Source organism: Pseudomonas sp. PDM26 (genome assembly GCF_019219185.1).
Taxonomy (GTDB): Bacteria; Pseudomonadota; Gammaproteobacteria; order Pseudomonadales; family Pseudomonadaceae; genus Aquipseudomonas.
Window position 1 is genome coordinate 293954 of sequence record NZ_JAHUWC010000002.1, and the last position, 14439, is coordinate 308392.

Annotated in this window: 9 protein-coding genes; 5 read left to right on the forward strand and 4 right to left on the reverse strand. The window is 57.4% G+C overall.

The annotated features are described in order from the left end of the window. Positions 1-11: 11 nt before the first annotated feature. The 3 genes from KW849_RS05300 to KW849_RS05310 all read right to left on the reverse strand — a co-directional run bounded on the left by KW849_RS05300 (position 12) and on the right by KW849_RS05310 (position 2355). Positions 12-1034, reverse strand: a complete 1023-nt coding sequence (locus KW849_RS05300; RefSeq protein WP_218428350.1) for a hypothetical protein — start codon at positions 1032-1034, stop codon at positions 12-14. Next, positions 1001-1510, reverse strand: a complete 510-nt coding sequence (locus tag KW849_RS05305) for a response regulator (RefSeq protein ID WP_218428352.1) — start codon at positions 1508-1510, stop codon at positions 1001-1003. The genes KW849_RS05300 and KW849_RS05305 overlap by 34 nt, the downstream gene beginning before the upstream one ends. 203 nt (positions 1511-1713) lie before the next feature. Further along, a complete protein-coding gene (locus KW849_RS05310; protein WP_218428354.1) occupies positions 1714-2355 on the reverse strand; it encodes a response regulator transcription factor in 642 nt (213 codons plus the stop codon). Between the two features lie 398 nt (positions 2356-2753). Here KW849_RS05310 and KW849_RS05315 point away from each other — a divergent pair, with 398 nt between their 5' ends. The 5 genes from KW849_RS05315 (at position 2754) to KW849_RS05335 (ending at position 13533) form a co-directional block, all read left to right on the forward strand. Next, entirely contained in the window at positions 2754-7610 is a 4857-nt protein-coding gene (locus tag KW849_RS05315) for a HAMP domain-containing protein (protein ID WP_218428356.1), read from the forward strand. Positions 7611-7665: 55 nt separating this feature from the next. Then, a complete protein-coding gene (locus KW849_RS05320) occupies positions 7666-8802 on the forward strand; it encodes a response regulator (RefSeq protein WP_256357081.1) in 1137 nt (378 codons plus the stop codon). A gap of 285 nt (positions 8803-9087) precedes the next feature. Next, positions 9088-11916: a multicopper oxidase domain-containing protein gene (locus KW849_RS05325; protein WP_218428358.1), complete on the forward strand. Its 2829-nt coding sequence runs from the start codon at positions 9088-9090 to the stop codon at positions 11914-11916. Positions 11917-12591: 675 nt separating this feature from the next. Then, entirely contained in the window at positions 12592-13245 is a 654-nt protein-coding gene (locus tag KW849_RS05330) for a hypothetical protein (protein WP_218428360.1), read from the forward strand. Between the two features lie 81 nt (positions 13246-13326). Beyond that, a complete protein-coding gene (locus KW849_RS05335; RefSeq protein WP_218428362.1) occupies positions 13327-13533 on the forward strand; it encodes a co-regulatory protein PtrA N-terminal domain-containing protein in 207 nt (68 codons plus the stop codon). A 208-nt stretch (positions 13534-13741) separates the two neighbouring features. Here the strand turns inward: KW849_RS05335 and KW849_RS05340 are convergent, their stop codons facing one another. Then, positions 13742-14308 (reverse strand): nucleotidyltransferase family protein, encoded by a 567-nt coding sequence (locus KW849_RS05340; RefSeq protein WP_218428729.1) that lies wholly within the window; start codon positions 14306-14308, stop codon positions 13742-13744. Positions 14309-14439: the final 131 nt, after the last annotated feature.

Sequence of the window (14439 nt, forward strand, 5' to 3'; positions counted from 1 at the left end):
AGAACATTAATTCAACATGAATTCAGTGCGCACTCCGCACTCAACTTACGAAGATCGTTTCCAGATTCTTTTCTGACTTGTGCAATTTCATTTTCTGAAGCAGGCGAGAAAGTTCGAGCAGCTGCCTGGGACGGCGATGCAGGACCATGGTCGGGGAGCCCGAGTGGAGCACGCCCGGTCTCGTTGCCAGTGGTCGCATCCCGCTGGACCACTTCAGCGGTGTCGAAGTCATACTCCCAGTGGCCTGCCTCATTCCACTTGTGGAGAAAGTAGGTATAAAACGGCACAAACAATCCCTGGTCCGGCTCAGCGTATTGCAGCCCGAACACATACTCAGGCTGCTCCTTCATTTCACGACCGCTATGGCAATGCTGGACCCAGGCAAGATCATCGAGAACGACAACCTTCCAGAACGGGTCGTGGTCGTAGAACTTCAGCGAAACTTTCTTGCCGCTTCTGCGGCACTCGTTCAGGAACGCAATGCTGGCGGCAAGTTCCTGTTGAAAGGTCGAGGTCGTAATGTTTTCCGCAAGTGAGTCGACTCGCTTGCGCGCCGCTACGCCAAGTGGATTGAGCAACATGACGCGGATTTCATACGCCGTCGTGAAGACCTCCTTCAACAGGCTATTGGGGGCGATCAGGGTTTCGTACCCCGTGAGCGAAAGGATGGAGGCGTCGCGCGCCGCCGGTAAAGAGCGGACCAGATTCCGTTCCTGAAGGGTCGAAAGCCATCCCTTGCGCGGATGCCTGGTGAAGAGCAGCGAAGCCATCTTCGCGCTTGTCAGGCGATGGCGGTTGTCCCATGCGCGTTTGCACAGATAGAACAGAACCATCAAGGTTGAAGCCAGCACGATTTCTGTCGCAAGCAGCAGATTCGCGTTCAACTCCACGCGTGGCCACCATACATAGAGGATGTACCGCGCGGCATCCGGCGTGGCAAACGCGATGGCCATCGCGAGCAAGGTGATGACGCCATGTGACATGACCTGGCGCAGCACGGCTAGAAAGTCGTGTTCTTTACTGATTGGTTCCATGGGGTACTGCTCCCATTTGGTGATGATTGCCAGCAGGAAAAATCTTCTGGTAACAGGTACTTGGCTAAACGCTCCAACATGCGGCGCATGATGGCCAGTTCATGGTTCTTGTCGTAGAACGCGTAGGCACCCGCTTTTGTGAAGTACTTCCAATGTGCCGGAGCAGCGCAATTGCTGACCACGATGACTTTTGTCAGCGGATACTCGGCCGCGACCACACGCAATACTTCCATGCCCTGACCGTCGCCGAGGTTGACGTCCAGCAAGACGACATCGGGCGGTTCACGCCGGATGGCGACGATGGCGGCCGTTGCGCGGTGGAACACCCCGGCAAGCGACAGGCCAGCGATCCGTGGCGACATCGTGCGCCGCAGTGCTGGCACGACGTTCGAATCCTCAACGACAAACAGGCGCAAAGGGCCTGAATCTCTGGCTGGCATCAGTGCAGTCAATGGTTCTGTGCTGGTGACCTGCATGATTTCACCTCTCTTTTTTGACATAGCTGTACAAGACGCTGACGAAGACAACTCCATTCAGCGGACTAAATCTTGCGCAGGGGTAATATGCTCAAGTAGATCGGAACCGACTATCGACGTTAGCAGGACTTCTTTGTGGAGATATCGGCCAAGCGCTTGTAGTGATTCCACTACAAGCAGGCTGGATCGGGTGACGGGGCGTTCTAACTCAACAGGCCGTTTTCGAGCGCATAGCGGGCCAGTTTCGCGTTGCTGTCCATCCCGGTTTTTTCCAGGATGCGTGCCCGGTACGTCGTGACGGTACTCGGGCTCAAGTGCAATATCTGCGCGATGCGGACAATTCGCTCGCCTGAAGCGAGGAGTTTCAGGACTTCAAGTTCCCGGTCGGATAGCGCTTCGTGGAGTGCCCCGTCGCTTCTACCGATAGCGTTGACCAGTTTTTCTGCCAGCTCAGGACTGACGTGCTTGCCACCTGAGGCCACCTTGCGAACCGCCGCCACCAAGGTGGCTGCGGAAATATCCTTGGTGAGGTATCCCGCTGCGCCGTGCTTGATTGCGCGTAATGCATAGGCCTCGACCGAATGCATGCTCAACATCAGAATCGCGAGCTTGGGCTTCTCTGCACGCATGAGCTTGAGGAGTTGGAGGCCGGTTTTATCGGGCAGTTGAATATCTACCAGCGCCACGTCGAAATCCTGCTCCCGGACCAGGCGCATGGCGTCTTGTGCCGTCTCTGCTTCGCCCGTTACGTCGATCTCGCCGGCAGTCTCCAGCATGCGTCGCACGCCGTTACGCACGATGCTGTGATCATCCACCAGCAAGACTCTGATTTTTTGGTCAATCATCTGTATTTTCCATTCGCACCCGCAAGGCCCTGGCCGTATCGTGTCTCGATGTACAGATGATGTTGAACCCGCCGGCACAGTGGCGCGCACTCATGCATTCCCACACTAACCCTGCGGCCAGCGGCCAGCAAGCCATGGAGTCTGCTGCAGAGTTTGACGTTAGCAGGCGCAGAGCACACTTGCACTTTTGCCTCAGGCGTTAGCACTCACTTCTCGGGAATGCGGGTGCAGGCGGTTGGAATGGCCTGTTCCCGGCCAACTTCCCCAGGATCCGGGGCATTGCGCCAACCTTGCTAATATTTCGTAAGCCAACGCTCAGTCTTCAGCATGGTCAATACTGCAATACCGGCTCCTGCGTAACGCCTTGCGCGTGTCATCCATTTTGACTGGACATAGACATGGCCACAGTAACGACACCCATCGAAGTATTCGACATGAAGACGTTGCTGACAGCGCTGAAGGCGTTGCGCAATGGTAACTTCACCACGCGTATGCCGGATCACTGGACCGGCATGCCGGGCAAGATCGCCGACACGCTCAACGAGATCATCGACATGGCAGCCGATACTGCCACCGAATTCGAACGCGTGGCGCGACTGATCGGCAAGCAGGGCAAGGTCGATGAGCGTATTCATTTGCCGATGATGAAAGGCTCATGGCAAAAGATCGTCAACTCGAGCAATGCGCTCACCAGCGACCTCATCAGCCCGATGAACGAGATGATTCGCGTTATCGGTTCGGTTGCCGAGGGTAATCTGAGCCAGCAGGTACCACCGGTACTCGATGGCCTGAAACTGCGGGGCCAGTTCCTCAAATCCGCCGGGATCGTGAACACCATGGTGACTCGTTTGGGCTCCTTCGCCTCCGAGGTGACCCGCGTGGCGCTGGAAGTCGGTACCGAAGGCAAGTTGGGCGGTCAGGCGGAAGTGGGTGGCGTATCAGGCACCTGGCGCGACCTGACCGAGTCGGTCAACGGCATGGCGGCCAACCTGACCACCCAGGTGCGCAACATCGCACAAGTGACGACCGCGGTGGCGCGCGGCGACCTCGGCAAGAAAATTACCGTTGAAGCCAGGGGCGAGATTCTCGAACTGAAAAACACCATCAACACGATGGTCGACCAGCTCTCCAGCTTCGCCTCGGAGGTGACACGCGTGGCGCTGGAAGTCGGTACCGAAGGCAAACTGGGTGGACAGGCCGAAGTGACCGGTGTGTCCGGTACCTGGAAGGACTTGACCAATTCGGTCAACGGCATGGCGGCCAACCTGACCACCCAGGTGCGCAACATCGCACAAGTGACGACCGCGGTGGCGCGCGGCGACCTCGGCAAGAAAATTACCGTTGAAGCCAGGGGCGAGATTCTCGAACTGAAAAACACCATCAACACGATGGTCGACCAGCTCTCCAGCTTCGCCTCGGAGGTGACACGCGTGGCGCTGGAAGTCGGTACCGAAGGCAAACTGGGTGGACAGGCCGAAGTGACCGGTGTGTCCGGTACCTGGAAGGACTTGACCAATTCGGTCAACGGCATGGCGGCCAACCTGACCACCCAGGTGCGCAACATCGCCGACGTGACGACGGCGGTGGCCAACGGCGACCTGTCGCGCAAGATCACAGCCGAAGCGAAAGGTGAAATTCTCCAACTCAAGGAAACCATCAACACCATGGTGGACCAGCTCTCGACCTTTGCCGACGAAGTGACGCGCATGGCACGCGAAGTGGGAACTGACGGAAAACTGGGTGGTCAGGCCAAAGTGACGGGTGTCGGTGGGACCTGGAAAGATTTGACCGACTCGGTCAACAGCATGGCGGCCAACCTGACCAATCAGGTGCGCAACATCGCCGACGTGACGACGGCGGTGGCCAAAGGTGACCTGGGGCGCAAGATTACCGTGGAAGCCAAGGGTGAAATCATGGAGCTGAAGAACACCATCAACACCATGGTGGACCAGCTCAACAGCTTTGCCGCCGAAGTGACGCGGGTGGCGCGCGAAGTCGGCACCGAGGGAAAGCTCGGGGGACAGGCGCAGGTGCAAGGCGTGTCCGGCACCTGGAAGGATTTGACCGAAAACGTGAACTTCATGGCGGCCAACTTGACTAGCCAGGTGCGAGGCATCGCGAAAGTGGTGACCGCTGTAGCCAACGGCGACATGAAGAAGAAACTGACACTGGAGGCCAAGGGCGAGATCGCCGAACTGGCCGACACCATCAACGGTATGACCGATACGCTGGCGCTGTTCTCCGATCAGGTGACCTCAGTGGCGCGTGAAGTGGGCGTCGAAGGCAAGCTGGGCGGCCAGGCCAACGTGCCGGGTGCTGCCGGCACCTGGCGCGATCTGACCGACAACGTGAACGGTCTGGCGGCCAACCTGACCAATCAGGTGCGCGCAATTGCCGATGTGGCGACTGCCGTGACCAAGGGTGATCTGACGCGTTACGTGGAGGTGGAAGCAAAGGGTGAAGTGGCGGAATTGAAGGACAACGTCAACGAAATGATCCGCAACCTGCGGGAAACCACGCGGCAAAACGCGGAACAGGATTGGCTCAAGAGCAATCTCGCGAAGTTTAACCGTTTATTGCAGGGCCAGCGCGATCTGGCGGCAGTCTCCAAGATGGTGCTGTCTGAACTGGCTCCGCTGATCAACGCCCAGCACGGTGTGTTCTACATGATGAACGAGAGCCCGCCCGATCCTGCGAAACTCAAACTGATGTCCGCTTATGCGTACAAGGGCAACATCAACGTGAACGATGAATGGCGGCTCGGCGAGGGCCTCGTCGGGCAATGCGCTTACGAGAAGCGGCGCATCCTGCTGACCGATGTCCCCGGAGATTACGTCGCGATTTCATCGGGACTGGGTGCGGCCGCCCCGCTGAATATCATCGTGTTGCCGATCCTGTTCGAGAACAAGGTCAAGGCCGTCGTCGAAATGGCTTCGTTCACGCGCTACAGCATCATTCATCAGACCTTCCTCGATCAGCTTGCTGAATCGATTGGTATCGTGCTCAACACGATCGAAGCCAATATGCGTACCGAAGAACTGCTCAAGCAGTCGCAATCGCTGGCGCAGGAGCTGCAAAGGCAACAAGAAGAATTGAGACAGACCAACGAGGAACTGGAGGACAAGGCCGGACTGCTGGAGGAGCAGAAAGCCGAAGTGGAGCGCAAGAACCGCGAAGTCGAAATCACCAAGCTGTCGCTGGAGGAGAAGGCGGAGCAACTGATGCTGACCTCCAAGTACAAGTCCGAATTCCTTTCCAGTATGTCCCATGAGCTCAGAACGCCATTGAACAGCTTGCTGATCCTGGCCCGGCAGCTCAGCGACAACGCGGAGCACAATCTCACGCCCAGGCAGGTCGAATATGCCAAGACCATCCGTAGCGCGGGCAAAGACCTGCTGGAGCTGATCGACGAGATCCTCTATCTGTCCAAGATCGAGTCGGGTACAGTCACACTGGATATGAAAGAAGCGCTGTTCGCCGATCTGCACGACCAGATCGAACGCACCTTCCGGCCGGTCGCCGAAAGCCGAGGCCTGGACTTCACGATTGAACTGGCCCCTACCCTGCCCCCCCGCATTTGGACCGATGAAAAGCGCCTGCTGCAGGTGGTCAAGAACCTGCTGTCCAACGCCTTCAAGTTCACTGAGCAAGGCAGCGTCAAGATCAGCATCGAACCCGCTGTGTCCGGGTGGAGCGTGGATCACAGCGAACTCAATAGCGCCGATGCGGTGGTCGCCTTCTTGGTCACCGACACCGGCATTGGCATATCTGCCGGCAAGCAGAAGCTCATCTTCGAGGCGTTCCAGCAAGCAGATACCGGAACCTCACGAAAATACGGCGGCACCGGCCTCGGCCTGTCGATCAGCCGCGAGCTCGCACACCGGCTGGGCGGTGAGCTGCGGCTGATCCCCGGTGAGATCGGCAAGGGCAGTACTTTCGCGCTGTACGTGCCCTTGCGTACACAGGATGCCCAGCGTCAGACGCTGGACGAATCAGTGACAGTACCTGGCCAAGGCAAGCGCGACCCCGTGTCAGCCCCGTCTGTACAGATACTGGACGACCGCGAGTCTGTCCAACCCGGGGACCAAGTGCTGCTGATGCTCGAGGGCGACGCCCGATTCGCCAGCATTCTGCTCGAAGCCGCGCGCCAGGAGGGGTTCAGGGCTATCGTCACGACCCGTGGCGCGGATGCGCTGGAGCTTGTCGAGCGCTTCAAACCCACCGCGATCACGCTAGACCCGGGCCTGACGGACATCGATGGTTGGTCGCTGCTCGAGCAGTTCAAGCGCAATTTCGCCACGCGTCACATCCCGGTCCAGATCATCTCGATCGCTGACGACCACACACGCGGGCTGCGCTATGGCGCTTTCGACTATCTGCTCAAGCCGGTCACAGCCGACGAGATTCAAAATGCGCTGGTCGGCATCGTGGCATTCGCTCGGCGCAAGACCAGGAACCTGCTGCTCGTCGACGGCGACGAAGGGAGCCGCGCCCGTATCCTCGATCTACTCGGCAATACCGATGTGAGGATCGCAACGGCCGGCAGCGGCGCGCAAGCAATGAAGAAACTGGCAACGAAACGCTACGACTGCATGGCAATCAATCTCAAATTGCCCGACGCATCCGGCATCGGGTTTCTCGAGGCGTTGCAGGAAGACCACGCAATGCGTGAATTGCCGATCGTCGTCTATGGCGCAGATACACTGACCAAGCCGGAACGCGAGCGTTTCAGGACACTGCTCGGCAAGGGCGTCATCAAGGCAGCTCAATCGCCCGAGCGCATACTCGACGAAACCGCGCTGTTTCTACACCGAGTCGTAGCCACGCTGTCGCCGGCCCAGCGCAAGATGCTGGAAAAACTCTATGAGGGTTCAGACAGTCTCGAGGGTAAAAAGGCCCTGGTGGTCGACGATGACGTGCGCAATATTTTTGCCCTGACCAGCGTGCTCGAGTGCAACAAAATGCTGGTGGCCACGGCCGAAAACGGCCGAACTGCCATAGAACTGCTGCAGCAGCAGCCCGATACCGACATCGTGCTGATGGACATCATGATGCCCGAGATGGATGGCTTTGAAACCATGCGCCAGATCCGTACATTCAAAAGATTTGAAACCCTGCCCATTATTGCGCTGACGGCAAAGGCGATGATGGGTGACCGTGAAAAGTGCCTCGAGGCAGGAGCATCGGACTATGTCAGCAAGCCGGTGGATACCGACCAGCTGCTGTCACTGATGCGCAAATGGCTCTATCGATGATGCTGTACCGCGCTCATTGCGGCCAGCGCAAACCGAAGTGGCATAAAGAAGTGGCATGAATATGCAGGAACCCCCGGCATTCAAAGAGAGCGCCCAGGTGCGGCAACCGCTCCCGCCTGATGGCGTACCAGCATCCGTGTTGCTGGTGGATGACAATCCCGGCAAGCTTACGGCGCTCGCCGCGGTGATTGCCGACATGGGCCTCGATGTTGCCACGGCGACCTCCGGGCGCGAGGCGCTGCGCCTGCTATTGCAGCGCGACTTCGCCGTCATTCTGCTCGACGTGAAAATGCCCGTGATGGACGGTTTTGAAACCGCGGCACTCATTCACGGCCGCCCGAAGTCGGCCCACACGCCCATTATCTTCGTCACGGCTGAGGCCGATACGGATTCCGAGCGTTTCCGCGGTTATACGTCCGGCGCAGTGGATTACATCTTCTCGCCGATTGTGGTCGAGGTTCTTCGCGCCAAGATCCGGGTGTTTGTCGACCTGTTCTACCTGCAGCGCAAACTGACGATGCAGGCCGAAGAATTGCTGCAATCGAAGCTGCAACTGCGCGAACTGGCCGCCTATCAGGAGCGCATCAAGGAAGAAGAGCGAAAGCGCATCGCACGCGACATCCATGACGAGCTGGGGCAGAGTCTGCTGGCGTTGCGAATCGATGTCTCCATGTTGCAGGCGCGCACCAGTACCCTGCACCCCAAGCTCAACGAAAAGGTCAGCGATGCCCTGAATCACCTCGATACAGCCATCCGCAGTGTCCGCAGCATCATCAATGATCTTCGGCCGCCCGTACTCGATCTGGGATTACAGGCAGCGATCGAGTGGCAACTTGAAGAGTTCCGGCAGCGCAGCGCGATCGATTGCACGATGTCGGTGAAAGACGAGAGTTTGCGTTGCGATCTGAACGAAAAATCCGCCACGACGCTGTTTCGCATCGTGCAGGAATCGCTGTCGAATATTGCCCGGCACGCGCAAGCGACACAGGTGCATATCGAACTCTACACGGACGGTCACCGGCTTCACTTGCAGATCAAAGACAATGGCGTCGGCATGACGGATCAAAAAAAAATCAACTCGTTCGGGTTGGTGGGGATGAAGGAACGCATCAGCATGCTCGGCGGCGAATTCACGATCGACAGCGCACCGGACAAAGGAACGAGATTGACGATATCGCTGCCACTCGACTGACGTGGCCATTTCTCTTAGCCCAGACACTGCGCACAATCGCACCCGTTATTGGGGGATATTCCCCGTTATCGGGGTATTCATCCTGGCTGCTAATACTTGCCAGAAGCCAGCAGACAAGGGGAACGCGGCGTAGAGCCATTAGTCACCTTCTTTCACTTTTGGCAGGAAAGTTGCGTCGTCATCTTCCCGGCGTGAAATCAAACATTTCGCCAGCCGGGCCAGGAGCAGTGGCTCGTTGCCCATGTATTGCCGCGCGCTCCGAGGAACCAGTCAGAGGTATTTGCGATGAAACTAGATGCCGGAAGGCTGAAACCTAGTCCATTGTCCAAAACCAGGCTGGCGTTAAGTATCTCTGCTGCCGCGATCATCCTCGGGCTGGGCTTGTCCCGGACCCAGGCAGTCCCCCTCGACAACACCGATCCACCGCCTCCTACCGACCCATCGGCGTTCACCAATCCGCCCGCCGACCCCAATGCCGCACTGCGGGACTTGCTCAAGCTGCCTCCCGCAAACGTCGGCGCCTTCGACTTACCCAATGGAGTGGTCGGTAACCGCCGGACCCCCTTGGTCGACAATGTGCTGCCACCCGATCTGCAACCCAGCTTCAACATCCCCACCAACGGTAATGCCAGCCCGGTGTTCGGGGCTCAACCGTTCACCCAGAAGCTTGAACTTTTCGAGGAGTTCGGCTCGAACAAACTGGATGCGACCGACCCGCCATCACCCGTCCCGTTTCCGGTTCCGACGCTGGGGCCCGCACCGGCGCAAGATCCATTGAACGTGGCGCGAAGCGGCCCGTCGCCGGATGCGCTGGATGCCTTTCTCAGGCAGCCGGCATTGACGCCCTTCCCGACCGAGTTCTCCAATGTCCTGGACCGCAATCCCTGGAAGGCGCAGATCGAGCTTTTCCTCAATCGCCGGGTCGATTCGCCCGCAGAAGGCCGGCCACCGGGAAAAGGCTGGTCGCACCAGCGTTTCAATGAGTTTTTCCCGCGCGATGCCTTCAAGACCGTGCAAGCCGGTGCGCACGTCAACAGCGGTTTTCGTGATCGCATGCAACGGCATAACTACGCCGTAGGGGAATTTGCCCCAGGCGGGCTCTATCACAACACCAGCGGCAACCCGGCCAACGAGGGCACCACCAGGGGCATTCAAGTGCAGTTTCACGCCAACTTCCCTGTCCAGGACCACAATGCGTTGTGGACATTCGACGGCACCTTTCCGCCCAAACTGCTTTTAGTACGCTATGGCCAGGCGATGCTGATGCGTCATTACGATGCCTTGCCCATTGACCCGTCGGCCAACCGGGGCTTTGGCCTGCACACCCTCACCACCCATGAACACAACGGCCACTCGCCGGCGGAAAGCGACGGCTTTACCAACGCGTTCTTCTTCCCAGGCCAGTACTACGACTATCGCTGGCCGATCCAGTTGGCCGGTTACGACACCATCAATACCAGTGCCGAGGACCCACGGGCGGCATTCCCGTGCGACCCCGGTGAAACCCTGTTCGTCAACGATGCCGCTCCGGGCCTCAAGACCTGTAACAACGGCACCATCAAGATCCGTGGCGACTGGCGTGAAACCATGAGCAGCCACTGGTTCCACGACCACATGCTCGATTTCACCGCGCAGAATGTCTACAAGGGCAATGCCACGATGATGAACTACTACAGCGCCGTGGACCGTGGCAACGAGTCGGTCGACGACGGGGTCAACCTGCGCTTGCCCAGCGGTTCGGCGCTGGGCTGGGGTAACCGCGACTATGACGTCAACCTGACGATCGCCGACAAGGCCTGGGACCAGACCGGCCAGTTGTGGTTCAACCCCTTCAACACCGACGGTTTTCTCGGTGACCAGGTGCTGACCAACTGGGAGTACAAGCCATTCCTGGACGTACGTGCCCGCCGCTACCGTTTCCGCATTCTCAACGGATCGGTTTCTCGCTACTTCAAGCTGGCGATGGTGCGCCAGGTCAATGGTAATAGTGGCGAGTTTCCTGGCCCGAACGGCTCCGGGGTCTCATACAACCGGGTGCCGTTCCACATGATTGCCAATGACGGCAATATCATGGAGCACGCGGTGCCGTTCGACGGCAGCCTGGACCTCGATGGTGACGGCGACACGCAGAACCACAATGCCATTCTGCCGATACAGGGCATTTCCGAGCGCTATGACATCGTCGTCGACTTCGCGAAGAACGGTATCAGCCCGGGCGACAAGATTTTCTTCGTCAACATCGAGGAGCATGAAGACGGCAAGCGTCCTAATCGCGACATTCCATTGGCGGATGTACTCTCCGAACAGTACCTGCCCGTGGTCAGGCAAACCAGCCACGGGCCACAGTGGGTCAACGGTGACCCGGGCGTGGGCCTGTTCCTGCAACTGAACGTCCAGCCCTACACCGGCCAGGATGTCAGCATGAATCCGGTCGACTTCGAGCCCGCCAAGCCTGGCAAGCCCGAGGGCAAGTTCATGATCCCCCTGCCCTTGCACCGTGATGACCCTGCCGATATCGCCCGGCTTGCCCAGGCGCGGCACCGCACCTTTAGCTTTGGCCGCTCCAACGGCACGGATTTTACGCCCTGGACGATCAAGACCGATGGAGGCCAAGGCTTCAACATGGACCCGCGGCGGATTTCAGCCGCGCCACAACTGGCCACTGGCCCGACACCGGCCGGGTTCAAGGGCGAAGGCACGCTGGAAGTCTGGAAGATCGAGAACGGCGGCAATGGCTGGAGTCACCCGGTGCATGTGCACTTCGAGGAAGGGATCATTCTCACTCGAGGTGGCAAACCACCACCAGAATGGGAAAAAGGGGCGCGCAAGGATATCTACCGTGTAGGCCGCGATTCCGAGAGCCTCGACAATGTCGAAATGGCCATACACATCCGTGAGTTTGCCGGTACCTACATGGAGCACTGCCACAACACACAGCATGAGGACACGGCGATGCTGTTGCGCTGGGACTCTGAGCACCCGGGCCAGTTCCAATTGATGCCTACACCCTTGCCCAGCTGGGACGGCGTGAAATTCGTGAACTCGGTTGCGTTACCGACATTCCGTACAGGAGATGGCGTCGGGCCACAGGTCGAGGTCAACAGAAACCAGTAAACAGTGGCAGCGGAGGTAATGGCTAGCGTCGTCTATTAAACGGCTGGTTATGTCGTCAGCAAATGCAGAGGCAACTTGTTTGCTGAAAACTCCCCTGTGGCTATGCCGCGAATTTTCTGTTTTCGAGGGGAAAATGGCAGTGCCTTGACCTGGTTTGTTAACCCGGCCAAAGGCTTTTTTATGGCGGATTCACTCAAGCTCCCCGAGTTCATCCATGGAATCTGGAATAAAAGACGAAAAAAACGCCGGGGCTCTCGTCTGCCTTCCGACTCGCCGCAAACCCAGTAATGGTGCAGGCTGCGCGATAAAGGATGGCAATGTGCAACCAGTCATGACAACTGCCGTTGGTCAGCAAAATTGATCAAAAAATGAACGTATACGGTTTTTTCGTTCAGAATGCGCAGCAGGTGTTACGGGCTCTGATGCTCACCTGACCCCAGAAGCGGAAGTTAAACCTCATATGCGCCAAGTGCGGATGAGGTTTTTTATTACCTGAAAATGGAATAATCGAATGACTAAAAGTTCATTCGCCAAACTCGCTTTTATCTTGACAGCGTAATGCCGCAAGATAATTCAATTGAAACGGCTGAATCATAACTTCCGTCAGCTACGGCAAACTCTAACCAAGCCGTCCTGAAAGTCAGGTTGATTCACTGTTTGTACAAAGAGGTAGTCATGGAACTTAGTATTCTTACTTCACCCGTCGGGGAATATTTGCGCTTGGGCGTTGTATATTTCCATCTTATCGCCTGCTGTGTGGCAATCGGGCTGGTGTTGACCAGTGACATTGCAATGGTCAAGCAACTCCTGAAGGGCGATGTGTCGAGTCACCATGACGACGCGCACATGGACAGTCTTCAAAAAACCGTATCGCTTGCACTTGTAGCGCTTTGGATTACGGGCATTGCTGTTATCGGGATCGATTATGCCGGCAAGGGGATGGAGTATTTCCTCAATCCAAAATTGCAAGCCAAAATCGGCATCGTTGTGCTGTTGACCATTAACGGCTTCGTGTTGCATCGCGGTGTATTGCCGGCGCTGAAAAAAGCCGGCTCATTACTGAAACTCTCCTTCAGCCTGCGCATGCTGGCGTTGTTCTCGGGGGCGTTCTCTGGCGTGTCGTGGTTCTATGCCGCCATGCTGGGTGTTGGTCGTCCGCTGGCCTGGAAGTACTCGCTGGTGGAGTTGCTGGCAGCCTATCCGGTGCTCATCGTCGGCGGTTTCGGGATGATGGTACTGCTCACCATCTGGGCAAAAAACAAAGACGCCGAAGCGCGCATGGAGCAAAGCACCTGGACACCAGGTAACGCCGCCCTGGCTGGCTGGTGAAGTCAGGTTGAACAAGGACGTTCAGCGCTCGCCAATGAATCGCGCTTTAACTGTTAACAAGTTTCACTTGAGGATACCCAAATGAAATCCATGAAAGTTCTCTTCGTAGTCGCCACGCTGACCGCCTCTTCCCTGGCGATGGCCACAGGTGGTGGTGACCGGACCTTCGCACGCATGGAGTCGGCCCGGAAAGTCTCGATGGAAACCTACCAGGTTGCCCAGAAACAAAAGGCTGAAGCCGCTGTCGCTCAAAGCAAAGCCAAGGCAACCGATCGCACCAACAGCTGATCTGTTGTGCGGTTTCAAGCCTCGAATGCAGCACCCAAGGTGCTGCTGGTTTGACCGAGATCCGGATTACACAAAATCTGCTGTGTTGAATCCACAGTCCAGGCAGCCCTTCGCCAAGGGCTGCTTCGTTTACAGGCCGTCGTGGCACGCAGCAATCGGCTTTCATCTCCAATAAATTGCTTCATCGGTAAACGCCCCTCGCTCCCATTCAACGTTGCATCTCTACGATCCTGAGCCAAGTCCAGCGAACCTGGTAACTTTTCGCCTTCTGGTCGAACAAGTCTGTCCTCGGATTCTTTGGATTGATTCTAAGTAACCCGTACTCAGTGTCGGCCAAGCCGTTGGGTGCATAGACCTCGCCCGTTTCAATATCCAGCCCCATGCAGGTGCCGGCAATCAGGTAGCGATCAATTCCGTCTCTGGCCGACTGAAGTTTTGGATAATCCCCCCCAAAACGCTGGCTGTACCACAGGTGAACGCGAGCCTGATTCTTGAATTCAACGTTCACGTCGAGGTGGTCGAACAGACGCTGAGCGGATTGGATGACCTCATTCTCGGCTTCCCACGACAGATCATTGTCGAAGTAAAAGACGTCGTAATCCTTCACGCCCCACGCTGCCGGTCGCTGTGACTGATGATTCCACACGGCCTGGAACAGGCAACCGGCCGTGAGCATGCACTGGTTCAAACCAAGCTCAGGCAAGCGATCAGCAAGCTCTGCGTTTACTGGATTGGTCATTGCGATCCTGACCAGGCTTTCGACAGTCAATGTCATCTTCATCCCTTCTCAATCGATCAAGTCCTGACGATCGACAATACCGCCAACGCTTTACAAATACGCGAAATACACCGCCCTTTACTCACCCTCGACCAATCTGGCGCGAATCATGCCTCATTCAACGGCAC

Coding starts and splice junctions, on each gene's coding strand:
- KW849_RS05300 (WP_218428350.1), bottom strand. CDS start 1,034: ATGGAACCAATCAGTAAAGAACACGACTTTCTAGCCGTGCTGCGCCAG.
- KW849_RS05305 (WP_218428352.1), bottom strand. CDS start 1,510: ATGCAGGTCACCAGCACAGAACCATTGACTGCACTGATGCCAGCCAGA.
- KW849_RS05310 (WP_218428354.1), bottom strand. CDS start 2,355: ATGATTGACCAAAAAATCAGAGTCTTGCTGGTGGATGATCACAGCATC.
- KW849_RS05315 (WP_218428356.1), top strand. CDS start 2,754: ATGGCCACAGTAACGACACCCATCGAAGTATTCGACATGAAGACGTTG.
- KW849_RS05320 (WP_256357081.1), top strand. CDS start 7,666: ATGAATATGCAGGAACCCCCGGCATTCAAAGAGAGCGCCCAGGTGCGG.
- KW849_RS05325 (WP_218428358.1), top strand. CDS start 9,088: ATGAAACTAGATGCCGGAAGGCTGAAACCTAGTCCATTGTCCAAAACC.
- KW849_RS05330 (WP_218428360.1), top strand. CDS start 12,592: ATGGAACTTAGTATTCTTACTTCACCCGTCGGGGAATATTTGCGCTTG.
- KW849_RS05335 (WP_218428362.1), top strand. CDS start 13,327: ATGAAATCCATGAAAGTTCTCTTCGTAGTCGCCACGCTGACCGCCTCT.
- KW849_RS05340 (WP_218428729.1), bottom strand. CDS start 14,308: ATGACATTGACTGTCGAAAGCCTGGTCAGGATCGCAATGACCAATCCA.